Raw genomic sequence first — 23,068 nt, forward strand, 5'->3', positions numbered from 1 at the left:
CTTGAGTCATCAAGCCTGTCCGGCGATCGTGCTCGGTGCGTCGGGTGGTGGCTGGGGGGCGCCCGGGAGCCGGATCGACGCCTCGGTGCCCGCGCCCCCGGCCGCCGGGCGCAGCGTGATCTCGCCGCCCGCCTGCTGGACCGTGCGCGCCACGATGGAGAGCCCGAGGCCCGAACCGGGGAGCTGGCGGGCCGACGGGGAACGCCAGAAGCGTTCGAAGACGTGAGGGAGCTCCTCGGCCAGGATGCCGGGGCCGTGGTCCCTGACGGTCAGCTCGCCCCGGTGCAGGGTGACCTCGACCGTGCCGCCCGGCGGACTGAACTTCACCGCGTTGTCGAGGACGTTGACGACCGCCCGCTCCAGCGCGGCCGGTTCCGCCCGTACGTACCAGGGAGCCAGCTCTTCCGTGATCGTCAGCTCGGGTCCGCGCAGCCGGGCCCGCTGCAGGGCGGTACGGGTGATGTCGTGCAGGGCGACCACCTGGAGGGGGCCGGGCTGGGCGGCGTCGGGGCGGGCCAGCTCCTGGAGATCGCCGATGAGGGAGGCCAGCTCGGTCATCTGCGCCTTGACGGAGGTCATGAGCGCCTTGCGGTCGTCCGGCGGGATGGCCCGGCCGGTCTCGTCGCTCCGGGCGAGCAGTTCGATGTTGGTACGCAGGGAGGTCAGCGGGGTGCGCAGCTCGTGGCCGGCGTCCGCGATGAGCTGCGCCTGCCGGTCGCGGGAGGTGGCAAGCGAGGCGGTCATGGTGTTGAAGGACCGGGAGAGCCGGGCGATCTCGTCCTCGCCCTCGACGGGGATGCGGACGGTGAGGTCCTCGGTGCGGGCGACGTGCTCGACGGCGTCGGTGAGCTCGTCGACGGGGCGCAGGCCGGAGCGGGCGACCCAGAGACCGGCGGCGCCGGCGCCGACCACGCCGATGCCGGAGACGATGAGGAGGACCCAGGCCAGGGTGGAGAGAGGGTTGTCGATCTCGCTCAGCGGGCGGGCCACGGAGACGGCGACCGTGCTGTTGGGCAGCAGGCTCTGGGCCCTGTCGGACGGCGGGTACTGGTAGGTGTAGACCCGCATCTCCTTGCCGTTCTCGGCCGTCGCGGAGTGCAGGGAGACCCGCTGCTCCCGCTTGGCCACCGCGATGTCGTCCCTGGTGGCCGGGATCTCGGAGGTCTCCACCGTGCGGCAGATCTTTCCGTCCGCGTTGATGATCTGCATGGTGTACGAGCCCGGGGGCGGTTGCCGGAGTGCGTTCGTCGCCCCCGCGCAGGCGGCGATCAGTTCCTGGACGTACTTCTCGTCGGCCGAGCCGCGCAGCGACTCGTCGAGCTGCTGCTCCAGCTGCGCCTTCGTCACGAACCAGCACGCCGCCGCCACGGCGGCCACCGCCACCGCCACCGCCGTGGCGACCAGCAGGGCGAGACGGGAGCGGAGCGGGAGGCCGCGGAAGCGGCGTACCAGACCCGTCACCCCTCCCCACCCCCCGCCCGCAGCGCGTACCCCACGCCCCGGACCGTGTGGACGAGGCGGGGTTCGCCGCCCGCTTCCGTCTTGCGGCGCAGATACATCACGTACACGTCCAGGGAGTTGGAGCTCGGTTCGAAGTCGAAGCCCCAGACCGCCTTGAGGATCTGCTCGCGGGTCAGCACCTGACGCGGGTGGGCCAGGAACATCTCCAGGAGCGTGAACTCGGTGCGGGTCAGCTCGACGCGGCGGGTGCCGCGTGTGACCTCGCGGGTGGTGAGGTCCATCCGCAGGTCGGCGAAGGACAGCACGTCCTCGTCGGGCAGGTCCGCGCCCTGCGCCGCCGCGTACGAGCTGCGGCGCAGCAGGGCGCGGATGCGCGCGAAGAGCTCGTCGAGCTCGAACGGCTTGACCAGGTAGTCGTCGGCGCCCGCGTCGAGGCCGGTGACCCGGTCCCCGACCGTGTCGCGGGCGGTGAGCATCAGGATGGGTGTGGTGGTGCCGGTCGACCGGATGCGGCGGGCGGCGGTCAGGCCGTCCATGCGCGGCATCTGGATGTCCAGGACGATCAGGTCGGGGGCGTACGACTCCGCCTTGGTGAGGGCGTCGTAACCGTCGACGGCGACCTCGGTGCCGTACCCCTCGAACGCGAGACTGCGCTGCAGGGCCTCGCGCACGGCGGGCTCGTCGTCGACGATCAGGATGCGCTGCGGATCGTCTTCGGCGGGGCTCATCGCTGGTCGTCCTCTTCTCGTTCCGGCCTCATCGGGGTGCTGTCAGCCTTGCACGGCCGTCGCGCGACGGCGTGCGGCGCGCTGCGGGCCGGGTCAGGACCCGTTGCCCGCCCGCAGGGTGTCCAGGTCGGCCTTGACGGTGTCGACGGGGATCGCGAAGCCGAGGCCCACGCTGCCCGCCGCCGAAGCGCCCGCGGCGCTTGCCGAACTCGGTGAGTACATCGCGGAGTTGATACCGATGATCTCGCCGTTCATGTTGATCAGCGCGCCGCCGGAGTTGCCGGGGTTCAGCGAGGCGTCGGTCTGGATCGCCTTGTACGTGGTCTTCGACGTACCCGTGTCCCCGTTGAACTGCTGCCCGCCGAACTCGAACGGCCAGTCACCGCCGCCCTGTTGCTGCTGCTGCCCTTGGTCCGGGTCTTCGTCCTTCGCTACCGTGACATCACGGTCCAGCGCGGAGACGATGCCGCTGGTGACGGTGCCGGTCAGGCCCTCGGGCGAGCCGATCGCGACGACCTGGTCGCCGACCTTCACCTCGGAGGAGTCGCCGAGCGAGGCCGTCTTCAGCCCGCTCGCGCCCTTGAGCTTGATGAGCGCGAGGTCCTTGTCGGGGTCCGTGCCGACGACCTCGGCCGTGTACTTCTTGCCGGTGCTGAGCGTGACCTCGATCTCGGAGGCGCCGGAGATGACGTGGTTGTTGGTGATGATCTCGCCGTCGGACGTGATGACGACACCGGAACCGGTGGACTGGCCCGCCGTCGACGTGGCACCGATCTCGACGATCGCGGGCGACACCGCCTCCGCCACGCCGGAGACCGTGCCGGCGCTGCTCTGCGAGACGGTCGTGCCCTGCACGGCGCCGCCGGATGCGGTGGGGTTCGAGCCGCCGTCGGTGAGCTGTCCGATGAGGGTCGCGGTGCCGCCGCCGATCGTCGCCGCCGCGATCGCCACGGCCGCCAGCAGTGCGACAGGACGCTTGACGCGGCGCCGCTCGGGCCTCGGCTGCGTGGGCTCGTACGGGGGCGGCGGCGGGTAAGCCGCAGCGTCGCTGCCGTACGAGTCGTGGCCGTACGAGTCGTGGCCGTACGAGGGGTACGTCGGGTACTCGCCGCTCGGGCGGTGGCTCTCAGTCATGTACACGAGCGTGTCCGGCGAATATGAGAGGACGCTGAGGGTGCCCTGAGAAGCCCGGCAGAACCCTGTATGCCCCATATAAGGGCCGCCATAAGGGCCGCCCCGTACGGGGACTACGGAGTCGGGGCCTTCGGCTCGCCGCAGCCGCACGACTGCCGGACCACCAGCGCCGAGGGGAACTGCTTCAGCCGCTCGCGGCGCGACCCCGCCACGCGCAGCGAGTCGTCGAGGACCAGGTCCACGGCCGCCCGCGCCATCGCCGGACGGTCGGAGGAGACCGTCGTCAGCGGCGGGTCGGTGAGACCCGCTTCCTTCACGTCGTCGAAGCCCGCCACCGCCAGCTCACCCGGCACGTCGATACGCAGCTCGCGCGCCGCGCGCAGCACGCCGATGGCCTGGTCGTCCGTGGAGCAGAAGATCGCCGGGGGCCGGTCGGGACCGGCGAGCAGCGCGAGGGCGGCCTGATAGGCGTCGTAACGGTTGTACGGGGCCTGGAAGAGCCGGCCATCCGTGGAGCGGCCCGACTCGTGCATCGCCCGGCGCCAGCCCTCGACGTGGTCCGCGACCGGGTCGCCGACCGCCGGGGTCGACTCCATGCCGCCGAGGCACGCCACGTACTCGTAGCCGTGCTCCAGCAGGTGGCGGGTGGCGAGCTGGGCGCCGCCGATGTCGTCCGTGACGACCGCGACGTCGTCGATCGCCTCGGGGCGCTCGTGCAGCAGCACCACCCGGGCGTCCCACGCCTCGATCTCGGCGGCGGCACGCTCGCTGGGGCCCTGGCTGACCAGGATCAGCCCGGAGACCCGCATACCGAGGAACGCCCGCAGGTAGTGGACCTCGCGCTCGTCCCGGTAGTCGGAGTTGCCGACGAGGACCATTTTCCCTCGTTCGGCGGCTGCCTGTTCGACTGCGTGCGCCATCTCCGCGAAGAACGGCTGACGGGCGTCCGGCACGATCATGCCTATGAGATCGGTCCGCCGCGACGCCATCGCCTGGGCGACCCGGTCGGGCCGGTACCCCAGCTCCTTGATGGCGGCGAGTACCCGCTCGCGCGTGGCCGGGGCGACCGGCCTGGGTCCGTTGTTGATGACATAGCTGACGACCGCGGTCGACGTCCCCGCCAGTCTCGCCACATCGTCCCGCGTCACCTTGGCCACGCGCGGCAGTCTACGCGGATGGACCTACCTGTTGGCAGGCCGGACCGGGGCTTCTTCCGTGAGCTGGGACTCCTCCGGCTGCTCCGAACGGGTGACGGGCTCGGCGGTGGTGTTCGCCGCCGCCTTGGCCTTGGCCTCCTCGGCCGCGGCACGCTCGACCTTCTCCGGTGCGACGAAGCGGTAGCCGACGTTGCGGACCGTACCGATCAGCGACTCGTGCTCGGGGCCCAGCTTGGCGCGCAGCCGCCGGACATGGACGTCGACCGTCCGCGTACCGCCGAAGTAGTCGTATCCCCAGACCTCCTGGAGCAGCTGGGCGCGGGTGAAAACGCGGCCCGGGTGCTGGGCGAGGTACTTGAGCAGTTCGAATTCCTTGAAGGTCAGGTCGAGGACCCTTCCCTTCAGCTTCGCGCTGTACGTCGCCTCGTCCACCGAAAGATCACCGTTACGGATCTCCATCGGGGAATCGTCGGACACGATCTGCTGACGGCCGGTGGCCAGCCGCAGCCGTGCCTCGACCTCGGCCGGGCCCGCGGTGTCCAGCAGCACGTCGTCGATGCCCCAGTCGGCGGTGACGGCCGCGAGACCGCCCTCCGTGACGACGAGTATCAGCGGACAGCCGGGTCCCGTGGACCGCAGCAGCTGACAGAGCGAGCGCACCTGCGGAAGGTCGCGGCGGCCGTCGATGAGAATGACGTCGGCACCAGGGGTGTCGACGAGAGCGGGTCCTTCGGCGGGGGCGACCCGCACGCTGTGCAGCAGGAGGCCGAGGGCGGGAAGCACCTCCGTCGACGGTTGAAGGGCATTCGTCAGAAGCAGCAGTGAACTCATCGCCGCCCACCTGCCTGGGTCGTCGGTCGATCGTGCACGATTTGCTCGCCCATTACGTCGGTCCTCCTCGTTCCCTGCGATGAGGGGCACTCCCGGGTCGGACCCGGGGGAGTAGTGCGGTAATGCTTCGTACTGGTGTGGCCCCGCGCCCTGGGGCCGCTGAGCTTGTTGAAACGTCTCCGTAACAACGCTTGGAAAGCACAAAAGGACCCGGGGGCTGCATTGCCCGGATCCTCTTCGAAGCAGAATAGCCCACATGCGTTCTGTCTCCGAGGGTCCGTTTCTGAGTTCTTCTGTTCCCTTGATCACGCAGGCTGCCCTGCGCACGACGTTGCGCACCGATGACGGGACCCGGATCGAGGCGGTGTACGAGCCGTGTACGGCGGGTGCCGGGCCCGCTTTCGGCGGGGCGGACGCCGGTACGGCGATCGTCCTCGCGCACGGCTTCACCGGCTCCGCCGACCGGCCCGCAGTGCGCCGTGCGGCGCGGGTGTTCGCGCAGCGTGCGGCCGTGATCACGTTCTCCTTCCGGGGGCACGGGAAGTCCGGCGGAGTGTCGACGGTGGGCGACCGCGAGGTCCAGGATCTGGCGGCGGCGGTCGCCTGGGCGCGTGAGCTGGGACATGAGCGGGTCGTTACGGTCGGCTTCTCCATGGGCGGTTCCGTGGTGCTGAGACATGCCGCGCTGTATACGGACCGCGGAGGCATTGCGGCGCGCAAGGGGCGCACTGAAGCGCACGAGACGGCGCACACGGATGCGGTCGTCTCCGTGAGCGCCCCCGCGCGCTGGTACTACCGGGGTACGGCTCCGATGCGCCGCCTGCACTGGATCGTCACCCGCCCGGCGGGCCGGATCGTCGGGCGCTACGGCTTCGGCACCCGGATCGACCGCAGGGACTGGGACCCTGTGCCGCTCTCCCCGGTCGCCGCCGTCCCGCTGATCGCCCCGCTCCCGCTGCTGATCGTGCACGGCGACCAGGACCCGTACTTCCCGCTGGACCACCCCCGGATGCTGGCCGATGCCGCGCGGGGCGGCGCCGAACTGTGGCTGGAGCGAGGCATGGGGCACGCGGAGAACGCCGCCGACGAGAGCTTGCTCACCCGCATCGCCGACTGGACGGCCGCGCGGTGACCGATGATGGACAGCTGACGCACGAGGGCTGACGCACGAGGAAAGGGTGGAGCCATGGCAGCGGGAACGATCCGCTACTGGGCCGCGGCCAAGGCCGCCGCTGGGACCGCGGAGGAACCGTACGCAGCGGCGACGCTCGCCGAGGCGCTCGAAGCGGTGCGCGAGCGGCACCCGGGCGAGCTGACCCGCGTACTGCAAAGGTGTTCGTTCCTCGTCGACGGGGCCCCCGTGGGGACCCGTGGGCATGAGACCGTACGCCTTGCCGAGGGCGGCACGGTCGAGGTGCTCCCGCCGTTCGCAGGAGGGTGAACCGCAGACCATGAGCAGCAGCGATCAGCAGTTTCCGTACGGTCAGCAGTACGCGTACGGGGACGGGCACCCGGGTACGGAGCCGCCGCAGGCGCCCTCCGGCGAGTACGCCGGTCAGCAGCACGCCGGTCAGCAGTACGCCGACCCGTACGCGGGGCAGTACGCCGACCCCGCTCCCGCACCGTACGACCCGCAGTCCGCCTGGCCGGCCCAGCAGGCGCCGCAGCCCGCCTCGCCCGCGGAGCACGGTCTGCCCGACCAGGGTGCGACGCAGACGTGGCAGGGGCAGACCTGGGACACCCAGTACCAGCCGACCGTGCAGCCCCAACCCCAGGCTCAGGCCCAGGCCGAGCCCCAGCCCCAGGTCCAGCAGTCACCGGTGCAGCAGCCGGGAGCATCGGGTTCCTACCCGCTGCCTCCCGAGGTGCCGGTCGCTCCGGTCGCCCCGGCCTCGGTGCCGGACAGCGCCGGGCGTGCGCCGGACGCCGCCACCTACAGCTCTCCCACCACGGTGGGCAACAGCCGGATCACCGATGCCCAGCGCGCCCGTGCCGAGGGACGCTCGCCGATCATCGCGCCGGGCATGCAGCCGGCCGGGATCACCGCGGGCCTCGGTCTGCTGCTCGCCCTCGGTGCGGCGATCGGGCCGTACGCCCTCCTCGTACCGCTCGTCCTGCTCCAGGCAGTGACGGCCGCCGGATGGTTCAGGCTCAACGGCATGTGGCCGGCCCGGCAGGGCATCGCGCTCGCCTTCATGGGCGGCCTTGCGGCCGATGTCGCTCTGCTCGCCGCGGGCCGCGAGAACGCCGCCGCGGCCCTCCTCGGCACGCTCGGCGTGTGGGTGCTGCTCACCGTGGTCCTGCAACTGCGCAGCCACGCGGGCGCCGACGAGCGGATGTCCGGGCTGATGGCCACCGTCGTGTCGGCGGCCCTCGCCGTACTCGCGGCCGGACATCTGGCGGCGATCCCGGACGCGGTGACCGTGGGTGGTGTGGCGGTCGCCGCCGCCGTTCTGGCCAGGGCGCTTCCGCTGCCGGGCGCCGCCTCGGTCGTCGTGGCGCTGCTCGCCGCCGCCGGTGCGGGCGTCGCGGTGGGCGGGTTCACCGACTTCGGCTCCAAGGGCGCGCTCCTCGGGCTCGCGGCCGGTGGCTGCGCGCTGATCGGGCTGCGGGTGGCCAGCTACGACTACCCGTCGAGGTTCGTGCACATGACGGCCGGGGTGGCGCTGCCGCTGACCGCCGCCGCCCCCGCGGTCTATCTGATCGGCCGCGCGATCGCCTGACCCCTTCGCCGCACCCGCTGCCGCCCGTCGCTTTCCGGCCGTTCGCCGGGGCTCGGGGAACCGACCGGGTGCCCCCGTTCGTCGATCACCCCGGGCGTGCCGCGCTGTCGCAGTAGGCTCACGCGCCACGGGGTCCGAGCGGTCAGGTGGGGGAGGAACAGGCATGCGTGCACTGCGGATACTGCTGATCATCGCGGTGGTTCTGGGCGGTGTGTTCGTCGTCGTCGACCGCGCCGCGGTGTATTTCGCCGAGTCCGAGGCAGAGGGCCGGGTGCGGTTCAGCGGTGCGGAGGCGGGCTCGACGGAGGTCTCCATCAAGGGCTTCCCGTTCCTGACCCAGGTGGCCGGTTCGGAGCTCGGCCAGGTCGACGTCAAGCTGACCGGCATCCAGGCGAGCGCCGCCGGCCGCACGCTCCGGATCAGTGAGATCAGGGCCCAGCTGCACCAGGTGACCCTGGGCGCGGGCTACTCCAGCGCCACGGCCGCCCGTGCCACGGGCACGGCCGTCGTCTCGTACGAGGACCTCACCGAGGCCGCGAACAAGGACGTCACCGTCGCCTACGGCGGCAACGGCAAGGTGAAGGTCACCGGCGAGATCAGCATCCTCGGCCGCACCCTCTCGCGCAGTGTGATCTCCACCGTCACGCTGGTCGACGGGGACACCATCCGGGTGCACGCCGACAAGGTTCCGGGCGAGGGCATCCCCGGTCTTGAGGGTCTGGTCCGTCAGAAGACGGACTTCGAGCGCAAGATCGGCGGCCTGCCGAACGGTCTGAAGCTCCAGAAGATCGAGGTGACCGAGAGCGGTCTGGAGATCTCGGTGACCGGCTCGGACGTCGCGCTCGCCGGATAGCGCCACATACAAGCCCGCGCCAGATAATGAGACGGTTGCGTCCGACCCGTAGATGACGGGCGTGCGCGAGCCGCCGGACGACCGCCCCCGCGCCTGCGCGGGGGCTTCTTCGTCTCACATCACGGATGATCGTGTCTCACAATCCGACACGACGGTGACATCTCCACCCGTACGTCCCTACGATCGGACCCATGAAGCGACAGGCGGATCTCACGAAGCGGCGGGCAGTAGACCTGTGCCGCGTCGCCGCCATGCTCTGTCGCACCTTCTGAGCGGGATCGCCTCCCGTTTCCCCCAGGCCCTTCGACCGTTGTCAGGGCCCGCCCCGTGCCTCCGTACACGCATCGCCGCCGTGCATCCGCGTGTACACCCCGCACATCGCACCACCCCGCCGCAGACTGCCCCGGAGGAGAAACACATGAGCCGCGCAGACGTCCTGGTAGACGCCGACTGGGTCGAGGCCCACATCGACGACCCGAAGGTCGCCATCGTCGAGGTCGACGAGGACACCTCGGCCTACGAGAAGAACCACATCAAGAACGCGATCCGGATCGACTGGACCAAGGACCTCCAGGACCCGGTTCGCCGTGACTTCATCGACCAGGCCGGCTTCGAGGAGCTGCTGTCGGCGAAGGGCATCGGCAACGACACCACGGTCGTCCTCTACGGCGGCAACAACAACTGGTTCGCGTCGTACGCCTTCTGGTACTTCAAGCTCTACGGTCACCAGGACGTCAAGCTCCTCGACGGTGGCCGCAAGAAGTGGGAGCTCGACTCCCGCGACCTCGTCGACGGCGACCAGATCCCGTCCCGCCCGGCCACCTCGTACAAGGCCAAGGCGCAGGACGAGTCGATCCGCGCCTACCGCGACGACGTCGTGAAGGCGATCGGCAGCCTGAACCTGGTCGACGTGCGCTCGCCCGACGAGTTCAGCGGCAAGCTGCTCGCCCCGGCGCACCTCCCGCAGGAGCAGTCGCAGCGCCCCGGCCACGTGCCGAGCGCCCGCAACATCCCGTGGTCGAAGAACGCCAACGACGACGGCACCTTCAAGTCGGACGAGCAGCTCAAGGCCCTCTACGAGGACGAGCAGGTCGACCTGGCGAAGGACACCATCGCGTACTGCCGCATCGGTGAGCGCTCCGCGCTCACCTGGTTCGTCCTGCACGAGCTGCTCGGCCAGGCCAACGTCAAGAACTACGACGGCTCGTGGACCGAGTACGGCTCCCTCGTGGGTGTGCCGATCGAGCTCGGCGCCAACAAGTAATCCCCCCGACCTTCGACCCCTCAGGAGACCAGCATGTGTGGAGCAAAGGCCGGCGGCCCCGACGCTTCGACGATCAAGCCCGGTGAGACCACGATCCAGGGCCAGGTGACCAAGGACGGCGAGCCCGTCACCGGTTACGTGCGCCTGCTGGACTCGACCGGCGAGTTCACCGCCGAGGTCCCGACCTCGGCGACCGGCCAGTTCCGCTTCTACGCGGCCGAGGGCACCTGGACGCTCCGCGCCCTCGTCCCGGGCGGCAGCGCGGACCGCACGGTCGTCGCGCAGACCGGAGGCCTCGCCGAGGTCGCCATCGCTGTGTGACGCGTAGGGCCTGTCCGGCGGATCATGGCCGGGGTCACGGCGTCTGGCACGGCACCTCGCGGCGTTGCCGAAACGCCCGAATAGCTCCGCTATTAGGACGCTCCGGCGCCTTGCGATGCACCGCACCAGACGCCGCGCCCTATCCGGCCCTGATCCGCCGGACAGGCTCTCGCGCATGACCGGCCGGAGGGCCGCACCCCAGGGGGTTGGACGCCACCTGAACAGGGGTGCGGCCCTTCGCGCCTTTCGGTCCTACCCTGGAGGCATGTACACACGGCGCCGCCGCGTCTACTTCCTGATGATGGGCGGATGCATCGTCCTCTTCGTCTCCGCCTGGGCCGTCGTGCGGCTCTGGTCGATGCCCGTCGCCGTCGGGATGTGCGTCGTCGCGATGGTCATTCCGCCGATCGCGGCGATGGTCGCCAACCGGCGGGGCCCGGAGGACCGTTGGTGGGACGATCCCTCCGGTGACCCGAAGTCCGACGAGTGGTGGGACGAGCTCGACGGCAAGAAGCGGCGCCAGTAGTTCGGTGGCCGGGACTCAGTACACGAGGGCCTGGACGCCGTCCCCCATGATCTCCTGCACGAAGACCTGCGCGCCCGCGATCCGTACGCCTTCCAGGACGTCCTTCTCGGAGATGTCGCGCCGCGCCGCGCACTGCGTACACAGGGTGATCCGGCCACCCGCACGGACCGCATCGACCAGGTCGGACAGCGGGGCGGAGTGCGGCAGCTCGAACTCGGCCGCGCGCCCCGGCAGGGCGAACCAGGCGGACTCGCCGGTCAGCCAGAGCGAGACCTCCACACCACTGGCGACGGCCACGGCCGCCACGGTGAAGGCCTGAGAACAGCGCTCGGGCGAATCGGCCCCGGCGGTCACCTTGATCACGAGCTTCTTCGGCATATGCCGAACTGTAATAGGCGGCCGTGCAACCTCCACGGGTACCCGCGGGTCAGTGGTGTGCGCAGGTAACGGAATCTGCGCCTCAAGGTCTCGTGGGGGGACCCATTTTGGAACTGAACGACACCATTTCGCCGCCTGAAGCCCCGCCCGAAGCCCCGCCCCGGCCGCCGGAGATTCCCACGGCCGCTCCGGAGCAGGCCACACCGCCGCGCCCGCGTCCGCGAGGCCGCACGACGCTGCTGATCGCCGCCGCCGCGCTGCTCGGCATCGCGGGCGGTACGGCCGCCGGTTACGGCATCCAGGCCGAACGTGCGCCGACGCCGCTGACCGCACTCTCGCAGCCGGGCCTCGCGTACCCGGCGAAGCCGCTGCCGGCGGACCAGGCCGCCGAACCATTGCCCGCCTCGCAGGACCACCGGGCCGTCACGGACGGCGATCTGCGCAAGGTGCTGCTCGCCAAGCCCAAGGGCTGGAGCACGCTCGACGACGTGGAGGTCCTCGACGGCTGGGTGAACCCGGGCGTCTACGCCGAGAAGTTCGAGGACGAGGCGGGGATGTTCGAGGAGCTCCTCACCACGGACCTGCGCCGCATCGCCGGTGCGAACTGGGAGCGCGGTCAGCGCGAGGTCCACATCCGGCTCGTCCAGTTCCGCAGCGGTACGGAGCTGGGGGCCGTCGATCACGCAGAGGGCCAGCTGTCCTACATGGACGGCACCGAGCACGGCGCCGGCAACGCGGGCCACGCCATCAAGGGGAGCGGCAACGGCCGCTACTACCTCTACCCTGTCAGGAACGAGGCGGGCTATCTGCCGCTCTACCGGGCCCGCGCCGTCGCCCAGCGGGGCGACGTGATGATGGAGATCGACGTCTACGACACCAAGCCGGTCGCCAAGAAGGACATCCGCGCCCTGGCCGAGCGACAGCTGGAGCGCCTGTGAACGACGACGTCAACACGCCCGGGGAGATCGCGGCCGTGACCGCGACGGACAGCCCGGAGGAGAGCCTTGCGGCGACCCCCGTGGAGAGCCCGGCAGAGGTCCCCGCCGCGAGCGGCCCGCCCGCACGGTCCGGCAAGGCCCGGCGCGTGGTCCTCGGGGTCCTGCCCTTCGTCCTGGTGCTCGGCGCCGTCGGCGGGGCCGCCGCGTACACGAAGTCCACCGTGGACGGGGCCGACCGGACCGTCAGCACCGCCGTCTGGCAGAAGCCGGACCGCGAGCCGGCCAAGGACCCGGCGGGCGACCCGCCCCGGGGCCGCGCCGGCACCGAGCTGAGCAAGCTGCTGCTGCCCGTCCCCTCCGGTTACCGGCTCGGCCCCGACCTGGGCGCCGACGGCAACGACAGCGAGACGAGCGGCAGGAAGGCCGCGGCGGCCATGAAGGAGTCGGGCCGTGGGCTCGCCGGAAAGCAGCGTCGCGAGCTGGAGAAGCGGATCGACCGGTACGACGTCCAGGGCATCGTGCAGCGTTCGTACACCGCGGACACCGACGACCTCGTCGTGGAGACGCAGCTCGTGAAGATGAAGGACCGCAAGGCCGTACGCGACCTGTACACCTTCCGGACCGGGCTGCTGGACTCCCTCGGCGTCCTCCGCGACGGCCCGAAGATCAAGGGCCACAAGCACGCCACGTGTTTCCTGATGCCCAAGGACGACAAGTCCGACCTCGACGGCATGCTCTGCGCCGCGTACGACGGCGGGGTGCTCGTGTCCCTTTCGGCGACCGGCAGCGAGCCGTTCGACAGGAGCGCCGTCGCGGAGCTGCTCAAGGACCAGCTGGACCACATCGCGTCCCCGGGGGAGTACGTATGACCGAGCCGACCGCCCCGATCGAGCAGCCGGCTGCCCCGGCCGCCGCGCCCGAATCCCCCGCACCCCGCAAGCCGCGCCGCGTGCTGCGCGCCGTCGCCCGCTGGACCGCCGCCGTGCTGGTGTGCGGTGGCCTCGGCACCGGGACGGCGTACGGCATCGCGTCCATGGAGCGCACCGATGTGCCCGGTCTCGCGACCGAGGGCGACGGTCGCTGGGCGTACCCCGAACTGGCCCTGCCCGCCCTTCCGTCCGGAGCGCCGAGGCCCCTGTCGCACGGCAACGTCGCCGGGGTGCACCACGCCGACCTGCGGAAGCTTCTGCTGCCTGTCCCGGCAGGGGCGACACAGGACAAGAAGCTGACGGGCGGCTGGGTGACACCCGCGCAGTACGCGGCCGAGTACCAGGCCGACAAGCGCGCCGACATCACCCGTACGCTCCGCGACTCCGCCCTGCGGCACATCGCCGCGCGCGGCTGGACGATGCCGGACGGCACCGAGTCCCGGATCTATCTGCTGCGGTTCAACTCGACCGCGTACGCGGAAGCGTTCCGCGACGACCTCCACGTCGGCGCGACCGCGGGCACCTCGCTCGCCACGGCGCCCGAGGTGGACTTCGACGAGAGCTGGTCGAGCTCGGGGCGGGTGCACGACACCGTGTCGTACGTGTTCAGCGAGAAGAAGCCGTACGGCAAGGAGCACGTCCGCCAGGCGTACACCGTCGCCGGTGACACCGTCGCCCTGATCGTGCACTCCAGGGACGGCAAGGCCGGCACCGAGCGGATCCCGTTCCACCAGTCGGTGATCCTGCAGACCCAGCTCCTCGGCTGAGGAGCTGAGTAGCTGAGGACCTGAGTAGCTGAGGACCTGAGTAGCCGAGGACCTGAACGAGAGGGCCGGGCCCCAACCCATTAGGCTGGGGCCCGGCCCCGTACTGCGGCCATATCGTTCGTTCCGAGGAGCTCCCGTGCTTGAGGCCTTCTTCTCCGCCCTGCTGATCCTGGTGTGTGTCGGCGTGCTCGCGTTCGCCGGTCTGACCGTGAAGAAGCTCTACCAGGGCCAGCGCTGACCCTCGCCGAACTCCGCCTCTCCCTCACAGATGGTCTGAGCCGCTCATGATCGAGATTCCGTCCGACCTCCATCCGGACCTGGTCCCGCTGGTCTTCCTCCTCGGCAACTGGACGGGTGCGGGCGTCTCCGACTTCCCCGGCGCCGAGAAGTGCAACTTCGGCCAGGAAGTCTCCTTCACCCACGACGGCCGGGACTTCCTGGAGTACGTCTCGCACTCCTGGGTGCTCGACGAGGACGGCAACAAGGTCCGGCCGCTGGAGAGCGAGTCCGGTTACTGGCGCGTCGACAAGGACCGCAAGGTCGAGGTCGTCATGGTCCGTGACCAGGGCATCGTCGAGATCTGGTACGGCGAGATCGCCGACAAGAAGCCGCAGATCGACCTCGTCACCGACGCGGTGGCCCGCACCGCGGCCTCCGGCCCGTACAGCGGTGGCAAGCGGCTCTACGGCTATGTGAAGAGCGACCTGATGTGGGTCGGCGAGAAGGCCACCCCTGACGTCGAGCTGCGCCCGTACATGTCGGCGCACCTGAAGAAGGTCGTCACCCCGGAGGAAGTCGCCGAGATGGCGAGGGGCCTCGGGGACCTGCCGGACGACGGCATCGCCTTCTTCAAGTAGATCGCGTTCCTCGAGCAGACGGAACGCCGGCGAATCCGGGGTCGGTGCTCGCCGCCACCTACACTGGGCCTGTGGTGAGCACCGACTGGAAGACCGATCTTCGGCAGCGTGGCTACCGGCTGACGCCGCAGCGTCAGCTTGTCCTGGAGGCGGTCGACGCGCTGGAGCACGCGACGCCCGACGAAATCCTCTCCGAGGTGCGCAGGACCGCCTCCGGCGTGAACATCTCCACCGTCTACCGGACCCTGGAGCTCCTGGAGGAGCTCGGTCTGGTCAGCCACGCGCATCTGGGCCACGGGGCTCCCACGTACCACCTGGCGGACCGCCACCACCACATCCACCTGGTCTGCCGGGACTGTACGAACGTCATCGAGGCCGACGTCGGCGTGGTCGAGGAGTTCACCGCCAAGCTGCGGACCACGTTCGGTTTCGAGACGGACATGAAGCACTTCGCGATCTTCGGCCGCTGCGCGGACTGCGTGGCGAAATCGGCCTCCGAGCCCGAGGCCTAGGGCCTGTCCGGCGGATCATGGCCGGGGTCACGCCGTCTGGCACGGCACCTCGCCGCGTTGCCGAAACGCCCGCATAGCTCCGCTATGAGGACGCTCCGGCGCCTTGCGATGCACCGCACCAGACGCCGCGCCCTATCCGACCCTGATCCGCCGGACAGGCCCTAGGCGCTCGGACCCGGTTTGCCCCCGGGCCGTAGGCTGGGCGCATGAAGAGCCCCTTGCTGTCCCTGCCCGGCGCCGTCCCCGCCGAAGGCCGCGACGAAGGTGTCGCCGGGCACTACGGCGACCTGTTCCGCGAACAACGCGCCCTCGCCGACGGCAACGGCTTCGTCGACCTGTCGCACCGGGGCGTCGTCACGGTCACCGGCGACGACCGGCTGGCCTGGCTGCACCTGCTGCTCACCCAGCACGTCAGTGATCTCGCGCCGGGCCAGGCCACCGAGGCCCTGATCCTCTCGGCGAACGGGCACATCGAGCACGCCCTCTATCTCGTCGACGACGGCGACACGGTGTGGATGCACGTCGAGCCGGACACGCAGGGCGAGCTCATCGCCTATCTGGAGTCGATGAAGTTCTTCTACCGGGTCGAGGTCGCCGACAGCACCGACTCGTTCGCCGTCGTGCATCTGCCGGCCGGCTCCATCGCCGAGGTCCCCGAGGGCGTCGCCGTACGGGAGACCCCGCACGGCCGGGACCTCTTCCTGCCGCGCGCCGACCTGGAGACGTACGCCGCCGCGCACGGCCCGGCGGCGGGCATCCTCGCGTACGAGGCGCTGCGCATCGAGACCCACCGGCCGCGCGTCGGCTTCGAGACCGACCACCGCACCATCCCGCACGAGCTGGGCTGGATCGGCACGGCCGTCCACCTCCAGAAGGGGTGCTACCGCGGCCAGGAGACGGTCGCGCGCGTCCACAACCTGGGGAAGCCGCCGCGCCGGCTCGTCTTCCTGCACCTGGACGGCAGCGAGGTGCTCCTGCCCGGTCACGGAACGCCGGTACGGCTGGCATCGGACGGTCCCGACGGCCGTCAGCTGGGCTTCATCACCACGTCGGCCCGCCACCACGAGCTGGGCCCCATCGCGCTGGCCCTGGTGAAGCGGAACGTCGCCGTGGACGCGGAACTGATGGCGGGGGACACGGCGGCGGCCCAGGAGACGGTCGTCGAGCCGTAGTTCTTCTACGCGCGAGTGTCCACCGTCGCTGCCGCACCCCGCTCGGCTACACCTCGATCAGTACGGTGAACGGGCCGTGGTTCGTGAGCGAGACACGCATGTCCGCTCCGAACCGGCCCGTCTCCACATGCGCGCCGAGTGCCCGCAACTGCGCCACCACCTCGTCGACGAGGGGCTCCGCGATCTCTCCTGGTGCGGCGGCGTTCCAGGTGGGCCGGCGGCCCTTCCTGGCGTCCCCGTAGAGGGTGAACTGCGAGATGACCAGAAGCGGGGCATTCACATCGGAGCAGGACTTCTCGCCCTCCAGAATGCGTACGCTCCAGAGCTTTCGGGCGAGTTGTGCCGCCTTCTCCGGGGTGTCCCCGTGGGTGACCCCCACCAGCACACACAGCCCCTCGCCGACGATCTCGCCGACGACTCCGGTCCCCGGCGGGTCGCCCGCGGCATCCGCCACGGTCACGGACGCGCCGTCCACTCTCTGTACCACTGCACGCATACAGACCAACCTATCTTGGGCTGAACGGGTACAGAGCACCTGCGTGGGAAGCATGCGGGGTGGCACCATGCACATGCCGGTGTGCCGACGCACCGGTCGAGGGGACGGAACAGCATGAGTACATATGGAGCCGGGCAGTCACCCGGTGCCGTACCGACGACCCGTACCGGCATCATGCGGCCACCCGTGCAGCGGAGCGGTGTCCCGCAGGGGCCCGGGCAGCAGGGCGCCGTCCCCGGACCGGGGCCGACGGCCACGAACCTACCCGTGTCCGGCCCCGTCTCCGGCCCCGTGTCCGTACCCGAACAGGCCATGGTGACCGGTGCCGGGGACGGGCTGTCCGCAGTCCGCGCGCAGCCCGAGTTCCGCGGTCTGCGTCTGCCGGAACTGCGTACGCTGCGCAAGGAGGCGCAGCGCGACGAGGCCGACCTCAGTTACGTACGCAGGCTGGTCCAGGGCCGCATCGACATCCTCAAGGCCGAGCTGGCCCGCCGCCGGGACCCGGAGTCCCCGGTGGTCGACCGGCTCTCGGAGATCCTCGCCGACACCCCGTCCCTGCACCGGTCGTCCGCCCGGCACGTCACCCTCACCACGCCGCGCAGCGACGAGTACCGGCAGCTGGCCGCGGAGACGCTCGCCGAGGTGGAGCTGTCCGATCTCGACGCCCGGACGGACGACGAGCTGCACACCGCGATGGGGCGGCTCGTCCGCTACGAGCAGCAGGTCTCCCGGCGCCGTCACCGGCTCCAGCGCACCGCCGACGATTGCAGCGCGGAGATCGCGCGCAGGTACCGTGACGGGGAAGCACAAGTAGACGACCTGCTCGCCTGAGGCAATCCTTCCGGGGGCGGGTCACCCGCCCGTTCCCCGGAAGGCCAGCAGCCACCATGACCTCCAGCGCCGTGTCCTCGCCCGTCATAGCCCCCGCCCGGCCCGTGCTGGCCGAGGTCGTACGGTCCGGCTTCGTCGAGGGCCTCCACCGGGGGTCGCTGGTCGTGCTGGCCGCCGACGGCAGTGTGGAGCACACGCTGGGGGACCCGGCCGCGCCCGTCTTTCCGCGCTCCTCCAACAAGCCGATGCAGGCCGCCGCGATCCTGCGGGCCGGACTGGAGCTCGGCGGGGAGCGGCTGGCGCTGGCCGCGGCGAGCCACTCGGGGGAGGGCTTCCACCTCGAACTCGTACGCAAGATGCTCGCCGAATACGGACTGACGCCCGAGGATCTCCAGACCCCGGCGGACCTGCCGCTGGACCCGGTCGAGGCCGAGTCGTATCTCGCGGCGGGGCAGGTCCGTGAGCGGCTCACGATGAACTGTTCCGGCAAGCACACGGCGATGCTCGCGGTCTGCGTACGGAACGGCTGGGACACGGCGAGCTACCTCGACCCGGCGCACCCGCTCCAGCAGCTGACCCGTCAGGTGGTCGAGGAGGCGGCGGGCGAGCCGGTCGCCTCGGTGGGCACGGACGGGTGCGGGGCGCCGCTGATGGCGATCAGCCTCGTGGGCCTCGCGCGGGCGTTCCGGTCCTTCGTACTGGCGGAGCCGGGCTCGGCGGAGCGGCGGGTCGCGGACGCGATGCGCGCGCACCCGGAGTACGTCGCGGGGACGCGGCGGCCCGACACGTGGCTGATGCGGGAGGTGCCGGGCACGCTGTCCAAGATGGGGGCGGAGGCGGTCCAGGCGGTGGCGCTGGCGGATGGCCGGGCCCTGGCCTTCAAGATCGACGACGGTGCGACGCGGGCGCTGGGGCCGGTACTGGCCCGCTCGCTGGAGCTGCTGGGCATCGACGCCCCGGTGGTCTCCCGGATCGGCCGGTCGCCGCTGCTCGGCGGCAGCGCCGAAGTGGGCGGGATCCGCGCGGCGTTCTGACGGCAGGGCCGCGTTTCGGTGCCCTTTCGGTGGCCCGTAATGCACGCGACATTCCCGCGGGACTGTGATTAGCGTGGGCTCATGAGCCTTGATCTCCGTACCGTCTCCGCGTCCGAGTTCCCCGAGTGGCTGAGGGCCGTGGGCACCGGTTTTCTGCGCTCGGCGGCGCCGGCCGAGGACGAGATCGAGGGGCGGCTGCCCCATATGGACCTGAGCCGGGTGCGGGGTGTCTTCGACGGTGAGCGGTGTGTGGCGACCTTCCGGTCGTTCGCGCAGGAGCTGACCGTCGTCGGCGGCGCCACCGTGCAGGCGGACGCGATCAGCGGGGTCACGGTGACGCCCACGCACCGCCGCCGCGGGCTGCTCGGCCGGATGATGGCGGCGGACCTGGCGGCGGCGAAGGAGCGGGGCGATGTGGTCGCCTCGCTGATAGCGGCGGAGTACCCGATCTACGGGCGGTTCGGCTTCGGCCCGGCTACGTGGACCACGGAATGGGAGATCGACGTCACGCGCGCCGCCCTGGACCCGCGCCGGCCGGTTCCCTCGGCGGCGGACGGCGGCCGGATCGACCTGGTGGAGGGCGCGGAGGTACGCAAGCTCGGCCCCGCACTCCATGACCGCCTCGCGGCCCGCACGCCCGGCGTGATCAGCCGCGACGAGCGCTGGTGGGAGCTCAACACGGGGGTCGGCGTGCCCGCGTCCGACGGATGGAAGGACCCCTTCTACGCGGTCTACCGCTCGGCGGACGGCGAGGTCGACGGGCTGGCGGTGTACCTGGCCGACGACAACTGGGGCGATGCGAAGCAGCCGCTGAACAAGGCGACGGTGAAGCAGCTGATCGCGGTGACTCCGGTGGCGGAGCGGGCGTTGTGGCACTTCATCTGCTCGATCGACTGGATCGCGAAGGTACGCACGGGCTACCGCGCCCCCGACGACCTGCTCCCCCTGCTCCTCCCGGACCCGCGCGCCGCCCGCATCGCGACCCACGCGGACTGGCTGTGGCTGAGGATCCTGGACGTCGCCCGTGCGCTGGAGGCCCGCACCTACGCGACGGATGCCACCCTGGTCCTGGACATCCACGACGCCTCCGGCCTCTCCGCGGGCCGCTTCCGCCTGGACGCCTCCCCGACGGGCGCCTCCTGCACCCCGACGACGGAGAGCGCCGATCTGACCCTGGACGTACGGGAGTTGGGGACGCTGTATCTGGGCGACGAGTCGGTACTGCGGCTGATGGACCTCGGCCGGATCGAGGAGAACAGGGCGGGCGCGGCGGCGGTTGCGGATGCGGCGTTCCGGGCGGGGCGGCGGGCTTGGTGCCCGGACATGTTCTGAGGGGATCGGCAACACCCTTTTGTCAGTGAGAAGTTGTAGCGTCGATCTGTGACTGCTGAGCGCACAGCCATGAACGGCGACCGGAAGTCCTCACCCCTGGAGGTGGCGGACGTTCTGCGCACGCGTATCCGTACCGGTGAGCTGAGGGCCGGTGATCGTCTCCCGACGCAGTCCGAGCTGGCAGCGGAGTTCGATGTCGAGCGGGGGGTGATCAGGCAGGCGCTCCGGCATCTCCAGATTGACGGCCTGCTCACTGCCGTCACCCGGGGCGCCCCGCCGAAGGTCGCTCAACCGGCGTACAACGAGACCCCTTTGCAGACGGCGGCAGGGCTCAGACCCCGGATTCAGGCCGCGTTCCAGGGAGATGCCGTGCGGATAGACGCGCTGTGTCTGACGGCCGAGTCGCTCACGCTCGCCCTGGCGGAACCCCTCCAGCAGATCAGGGCGGGAGGCTCGGCCCCGAGTAGCGTGCGGGTGCGCATACTGCTTCCGGCCCGCACGCTCGATCTGGCCTTTCCCCGTCGCGCGGAACCGGTGGAGAACGACCAGCTGGTCCATGACCGCTGGCTGCGACTGCGCAACTCGCAACTACAGGTGCTGAAGCACAATCTGGAGTCGCTGCGCAGCGCGCGAGGCATGGACGTCGAGGTCGCCCTGAAGGCGCTGCCCTTCACCCCGCCCGTGAAGCTCTATCTGCTGAACGGCTCCGAGGCGCTGTTCGCGTACTACACGGTGGCCAAGCGGGAGGAGCTGATCGACGGCAGCCGCGTCGAGCTCTTCGACGCGCTGGGCAGCGACTCGACACTCTTCCCCTTCGAGACGTCGGCGGGGGTGCGTGACCAGTTGTTCGTGGCGCAGTCCCAGGCGTGGTTCGACGGTCTGTGGAACACCATCGCGACCGATCTGGATCTCAGGTCCTGATGTCCGGTGCGTCAACTGACGCCTTCTGTAGAGGCATTAAGGCAGGATGAAAGGCCGAAGGTGCAGTTTGTCAGCCTGCCCTCGACGGACGGAGCGACATGACCGACCTGCGCGGCCTGCTTGCATCTGCCGAGTGTGTACTTTTCGACTTCGACGGCCCCCTGTGCCCGCTCTTCTCCCGCCATCCGGCGGACGGGGTGGCGGAGCGGCTCGTGGCGAGAATGCGGGAACTCGGGGCCGACCCGGCGGAATTGATCGGCCGGGAGGCCGGCCGGGACCCGCTGGCCGTCCTGCGTGCCGCCTCGGCCCGCGGCGTGCCGGTGGCGGCGGTGCGGGAGCTGGAACAGTTCCTCTCCCTGGAGGAGTGCGAGGCGGCGGCGAAGACCGAGCCGACCCCGTTCGCCCTGCCGCTGATCCGGCGTCTCGCGGACTCCGACTACCGGATGGCCGTCACGACCAACAACTCCCCGGCGGCGGTGATCCGGTTCCTCGATGTGTGGCGGGTGGCCGGACTTCCCGAGAAGCACATCCACGGCAGGACCCTCGACCCGGGACGTCTCAAGCCGGACCCGGACTGTCTGTACAGGGCGCTCGAATCGACGGGGACCTCGGCGGCCGACGCTCTGATGATCGGCGATTCCGTGGACGACGTGCACGCCGCCCGCGCCGCGGGAGTGCCGTTTCTGGGTTACGCGAGGAACGGCGAGAAGGACGGGCAGCTGCGGGCCGCCGGTGCGCAGGTCGTGCTGGGTTCGCTGAAGACGCTGCTCCTCGCTGTGCCCGACACGGTGCGCGGCCGGGAGCGAGGTCACTGACGCCCGGGCGCCGGACTCGCCCGGATCTGCGCATGAGGGTGTTGTAGACGCACCGCTGCCAGGTAGTTGGGTGCTGCAACATGCTGGCGGTCGTCCTCTTCCCTGTGCAGGGACCTTGCGGCAACATATTGGGTCCGTTACCAGGTGGCCGATTGGCTTGGGGGCCTTGGTGTCGAGTGATCCGTCGTTACGTCAGCGTATGTCTGACTTTCAAGAACGCGCCGAGGTGGCGGTAACGCGCTGGTTGTTGGTGGGCATCTTCGCCCTTGGTCTTGTGGCGCAATTCGTAAAACCCGTTGGAGACGCGCTGCAGGATAAGGCGTTCCTCGGTGGAGCGCTCCTCAGTCTGGTCGGTTATGTGCTCTACAGCTCCGTGCAGCGGCTGATCGTTTTGACGAAGCCGCCCGTTGAGAAGCGAGTGAGCGCGAGGGATCTCTCCAGAGACTTCGAGGACGCGTTTGCGGAACCCACCGTGAGCATCGATTTTATCGGCTTCACGGGAGAAACGGTCGTTGCCCAGATCTTTCCGGTGCTGGAGCGGTTGAAGAGTCACCCCGGTGCGGTGCGCAGGGTTGTTGTGCGGATGATTCTTCCAGATTTCTGGGAGTCGACTTCGCTTCCTGGGAGGATAACGCGTGAGGGCGTGGTCGAAGATGACCCTGAATTTCGCGCCTTCCTGCAGAGGAAGATAGGGGACTATCGAAACGACCTGATGCGCGTGAAGGGAGGGCTTCGTGATCGAGGTGTGGTCCACTTGGAAGTTGATTTCAGAGTCTTCCGGATGACGCCTGGTCTCAAGCTGTACCTGGTGAATGGTGATCTCGCGTTCGAGGGGTATTACAACAGGCTGGATAAGTCTGACTTTCCTGCCACCTCCGCCGACCGGAAGATTCTGGATCCGCAAGGCTATGATTCGATGCTCACCCGATGGCACCCGTCGGGTGGAAAAGATGCGATCCATGCCATCAAGGCGTGGCGAGAATATTTCGATGAGTTGTGGGTGCTCTCCCGCGAACCCGAGTGGTAATGGTCGCAAGTGATCCGCAGGATTGCATGACGGCCACCTACGCCCACTGGTTCCGGGACCG

General features: G+C 70.1%; 27 protein-coding genes. 20 read left to right on the forward strand and 7 right to left on the reverse strand.

The annotated features are described in order from the left end of the window. Nucleotides 1–9: 9 nt before the first annotated feature. The 5 genes from ACWGO0_RS22245 to ACWGO0_RS22265 all read right to left on the reverse strand — a co-directional run bounded on the left by ACWGO0_RS22245 (nt 10) and on the right by ACWGO0_RS22265 (nt 5,311). Nucleotides 10–1,461 carry a sensor histidine kinase gene (locus tag ACWGO0_RS22245; RefSeq protein ID WP_453537586.1) on the reverse strand — a complete coding sequence of 484 codons (1,452 nt, stop codon included), beginning with the start codon at nt 1,459–1,461 and terminating at the stop codon, nt 10–12. Beyond that, nucleotides 1,458–2,189 carry a response regulator transcription factor gene (locus tag ACWGO0_RS22250; protein WP_453537589.1) on the reverse strand — a complete coding sequence of 244 codons (732 nt, stop codon included), beginning with the start codon at nt 2,187–2,189 and terminating at the stop codon, nt 1,458–1,460. Before ACWGO0_RS22250 ends, ACWGO0_RS22245 begins: the two co-directional genes overlap by 4 nt. Nucleotides 2,190–2,282: 93 nt before the next feature. After that, nucleotides 2,283–3,323: a S1C family serine protease gene (locus tag ACWGO0_RS22255; protein WP_453537592.1), complete on the reverse strand. Its 1,041-nt coding sequence runs from the start codon at nt 3,321–3,323 to the stop codon at nt 2,283–2,285. 113 nt (nt 3,324–3,436) lie between these two features. Then, nucleotides 3,437–4,480, reverse strand: a complete 1,044-nt coding sequence (locus tag ACWGO0_RS22260) for a LacI family DNA-binding transcriptional regulator (RefSeq protein ID WP_453537595.1) — start codon at nt 4,478–4,480, stop codon at nt 3,437–3,439. Between the two features lie 24 nt (nt 4,481–4,504). Further along, nucleotides 4,505–5,311: a response regulator transcription factor gene (locus tag ACWGO0_RS22265; RefSeq protein WP_453537598.1), complete on the reverse strand. Its 807-nt coding sequence runs from the start codon at nt 5,309–5,311 to the stop codon at nt 4,505–4,507. Nucleotides 5,312–5,567: 256 nt separating this feature from the next. Between ACWGO0_RS22265 and ACWGO0_RS22270 the strand changes: the two genes are divergently transcribed. The 8 genes from ACWGO0_RS22270 to ACWGO0_RS22305 all read left to right on the forward strand — a co-directional run bounded on the left by ACWGO0_RS22270 (nt 5,568) and on the right by ACWGO0_RS22305 (nt 10,998). Further along, on the forward strand, nt 5,568–6,443 hold the full coding sequence (locus ACWGO0_RS22270) for an alpha/beta hydrolase family protein (protein WP_453537601.1): 876 nt from the start codon (nt 5,568–5,570) through the stop codon (nt 6,441–6,443). Nucleotides 6,444–6,497: 54 nt separating this feature from the next. Further along, on the forward strand, nt 6,498–6,752 hold the full coding sequence (locus tag ACWGO0_RS22275) for a MoaD/ThiS family protein (protein ID WP_453537604.1): 255 nt from the start codon (nt 6,498–6,500) through the stop codon (nt 6,750–6,752). A 10-nt stretch (nt 6,753–6,762) separates the two neighbouring features. Then, the gene (locus ACWGO0_RS22280; RefSeq protein WP_453537607.1) at nt 6,763–8,034 is read left to right on the forward strand and encodes a hypothetical protein; all 1,272 of its coding nucleotides are present in this window, start codon (nt 6,763–6,765) and stop codon (nt 8,032–8,034) included. A gap of 163 nt (nt 8,035–8,197) precedes the next feature. Then, nucleotides 8,198–8,887, forward strand: a complete 690-nt coding sequence (locus tag ACWGO0_RS22285; RefSeq protein WP_453537610.1) for an LmeA family phospholipid-binding protein — start codon at nt 8,198–8,200, stop codon at nt 8,885–8,887. A 191-nt stretch (nt 8,888–9,078) separates the two neighbouring features. Further along, nucleotides 9,079–9,159 carry a putative leader peptide gene (locus tag ACWGO0_RS22290; RefSeq protein WP_350310325.1) on the forward strand — a complete coding sequence of 27 codons (81 nt, stop codon included), beginning with the start codon at nt 9,079–9,081 and terminating at the stop codon, nt 9,157–9,159. Between the two features lie 146 nt (nt 9,160–9,305). After that, nucleotides 9,306–10,151 (forward strand): sulfurtransferase, encoded by an 846-nt coding sequence (locus tag ACWGO0_RS22295; RefSeq protein ID WP_453537613.1) that lies wholly within the window; start codon nt 9,306–9,308, stop codon nt 10,149–10,151. A gap of 33 nt (nt 10,152–10,184) precedes the next feature. Next, complete coding sequence (locus tag ACWGO0_RS22300) at nt 10,185–10,472, forward strand: DUF1416 domain-containing protein (RefSeq protein WP_453537616.1); 288 nt, start codon at nt 10,185–10,187, stop codon at nt 10,470–10,472. 265 nt (nt 10,473–10,737) lie between these two features. After that, nucleotides 10,738–10,998 carry a DUF3099 domain-containing protein gene (locus ACWGO0_RS22305; protein WP_453537619.1) on the forward strand — a complete coding sequence of 87 codons (261 nt, stop codon included), beginning with the start codon at nt 10,738–10,740 and terminating at the stop codon, nt 10,996–10,998. 15 nt (nt 10,999–11,013) lie between these two features. On the opposite strand, the gene ACWGO0_RS22310 is transcribed toward ACWGO0_RS22305, so the two are convergent. Then, on the reverse strand, nt 11,014–11,376 hold the full coding sequence (locus ACWGO0_RS22310) for a DsrE family protein (RefSeq protein WP_453537623.1): 363 nt from the start codon (nt 11,374–11,376) through the stop codon (nt 11,014–11,016). A 107-nt stretch (nt 11,377–11,483) separates the two neighbouring features. Here ACWGO0_RS22310 and ACWGO0_RS22315 point away from each other — a divergent pair, with 107 nt between their 5' ends. The 6 genes from ACWGO0_RS22315 (at nt 11,484) to ygfZ (ending at nt 16,551) form a co-directional block, all read left to right on the forward strand. Next, on the forward strand, nt 11,484–12,314 hold the full coding sequence (locus ACWGO0_RS22315; RefSeq protein WP_453537626.1) for a hypothetical protein: 831 nt from the start codon (nt 11,484–11,486) through the stop codon (nt 12,312–12,314). Next, complete coding sequence (locus ACWGO0_RS22320; protein ID WP_453537629.1) at nt 12,311–13,183, forward strand: hypothetical protein; 873 nt, start codon at nt 12,311–12,313, stop codon at nt 13,181–13,183. The genes ACWGO0_RS22315 and ACWGO0_RS22320 overlap by 4 nt, the downstream gene beginning before the upstream one ends. Continuing rightward, complete coding sequence (locus ACWGO0_RS22325) at nt 13,180–14,010, forward strand: hypothetical protein (protein ID WP_453537632.1); 831 nt, start codon at nt 13,180–13,182, stop codon at nt 14,008–14,010. The genes ACWGO0_RS22320 and ACWGO0_RS22325 overlap by 4 nt, the downstream gene beginning before the upstream one ends. 284 nt (nt 14,011–14,294) lie before the next feature. Continuing rightward, nucleotides 14,295–14,867 carry an FABP family protein gene (locus ACWGO0_RS22330; protein WP_453537635.1) on the forward strand — a complete coding sequence of 191 codons (573 nt, stop codon included), beginning with the start codon at nt 14,295–14,297 and terminating at the stop codon, nt 14,865–14,867. Nucleotides 14,868–14,938: 71 nt separating this feature from the next. Next, nucleotides 14,939–15,379, forward strand: a complete 441-nt coding sequence (locus ACWGO0_RS22335; RefSeq protein WP_453537638.1) for a Fur family transcriptional regulator — start codon at nt 14,939–14,941, stop codon at nt 15,377–15,379. A 206-nt stretch (nt 15,380–15,585) separates the two neighbouring features. After that, the gene (gene ygfZ, locus ACWGO0_RS22340; protein WP_453537641.1) at nt 15,586–16,551 is read left to right on the forward strand and encodes a CAF17-like 4Fe-4S cluster assembly/insertion protein YgfZ; all 966 of its coding nucleotides are present in this window, start codon (nt 15,586–15,588) and stop codon (nt 16,549–16,551) included. Nucleotides 16,552–16,597: 46 nt separating this feature from the next. Here the strand turns inward: ygfZ and dtd are convergent, their stop codons facing one another. Further along, the gene (gene dtd / locus ACWGO0_RS22345) at nt 16,598–17,047 is read right to left on the reverse strand and encodes a D-aminoacyl-tRNA deacylase (RefSeq protein ID WP_453537644.1); all 450 of its coding nucleotides are present in this window, start codon (nt 17,045–17,047) and stop codon (nt 16,598–16,600) included. Between the two features lie 114 nt (nt 17,048–17,161). On the opposite strand from dtd, the gene ACWGO0_RS22350 reads away from it, so the two are divergent. From ACWGO0_RS22350 to ACWGO0_RS22375, 6 genes are all read left to right on the forward strand, one after another. Beyond that, nucleotides 17,162–17,878 (forward strand): RsiG family protein, encoded by a 717-nt coding sequence (locus ACWGO0_RS22350; RefSeq protein ID WP_453537647.1) that lies wholly within the window; start codon nt 17,162–17,164, stop codon nt 17,876–17,878. Between the two features lie 56 nt (nt 17,879–17,934). Next, a complete protein-coding gene (locus ACWGO0_RS22355; protein ID WP_453537649.1) occupies nt 17,935–18,912 on the forward strand; it encodes an asparaginase in 978 nt (325 codons plus the stop codon). Between the two features lie 81 nt (nt 18,913–18,993). Beyond that, nucleotides 18,994–20,244: a GNAT family N-acetyltransferase gene (locus ACWGO0_RS22360; RefSeq protein ID WP_453537652.1), complete on the forward strand. Its 1,251-nt coding sequence runs from the start codon at nt 18,994–18,996 to the stop codon at nt 20,242–20,244. Nucleotides 20,245–20,292: 48 nt separating this feature from the next. After that, entirely contained in the window at nt 20,293–21,165 is an 873-nt protein-coding gene (locus ACWGO0_RS22365) for a GntR family transcriptional regulator (protein WP_453537656.1), read from the forward strand. A gap of 98 nt (nt 21,166–21,263) precedes the next feature. Continuing rightward, nucleotides 21,264–21,980 carry an HAD family hydrolase gene (locus ACWGO0_RS22370; RefSeq protein ID WP_453537659.1) on the forward strand — a complete coding sequence of 239 codons (717 nt, stop codon included), beginning with the start codon at nt 21,264–21,266 and terminating at the stop codon, nt 21,978–21,980. 199 nt (nt 21,981–22,179) lie between these two features. Beyond that, nucleotides 22,180–23,007, forward strand: coding sequence for a hypothetical protein (locus tag ACWGO0_RS22375; RefSeq protein WP_453537662.1), 828 nt, complete (start codon nt 22,180–22,182; stop codon nt 23,005–23,007). Nucleotides 23,008–23,068: the final 61 nt, after the last annotated feature.

The organism is Streptomyces sp. NPDC055749 (assembly GCF_053617235.1).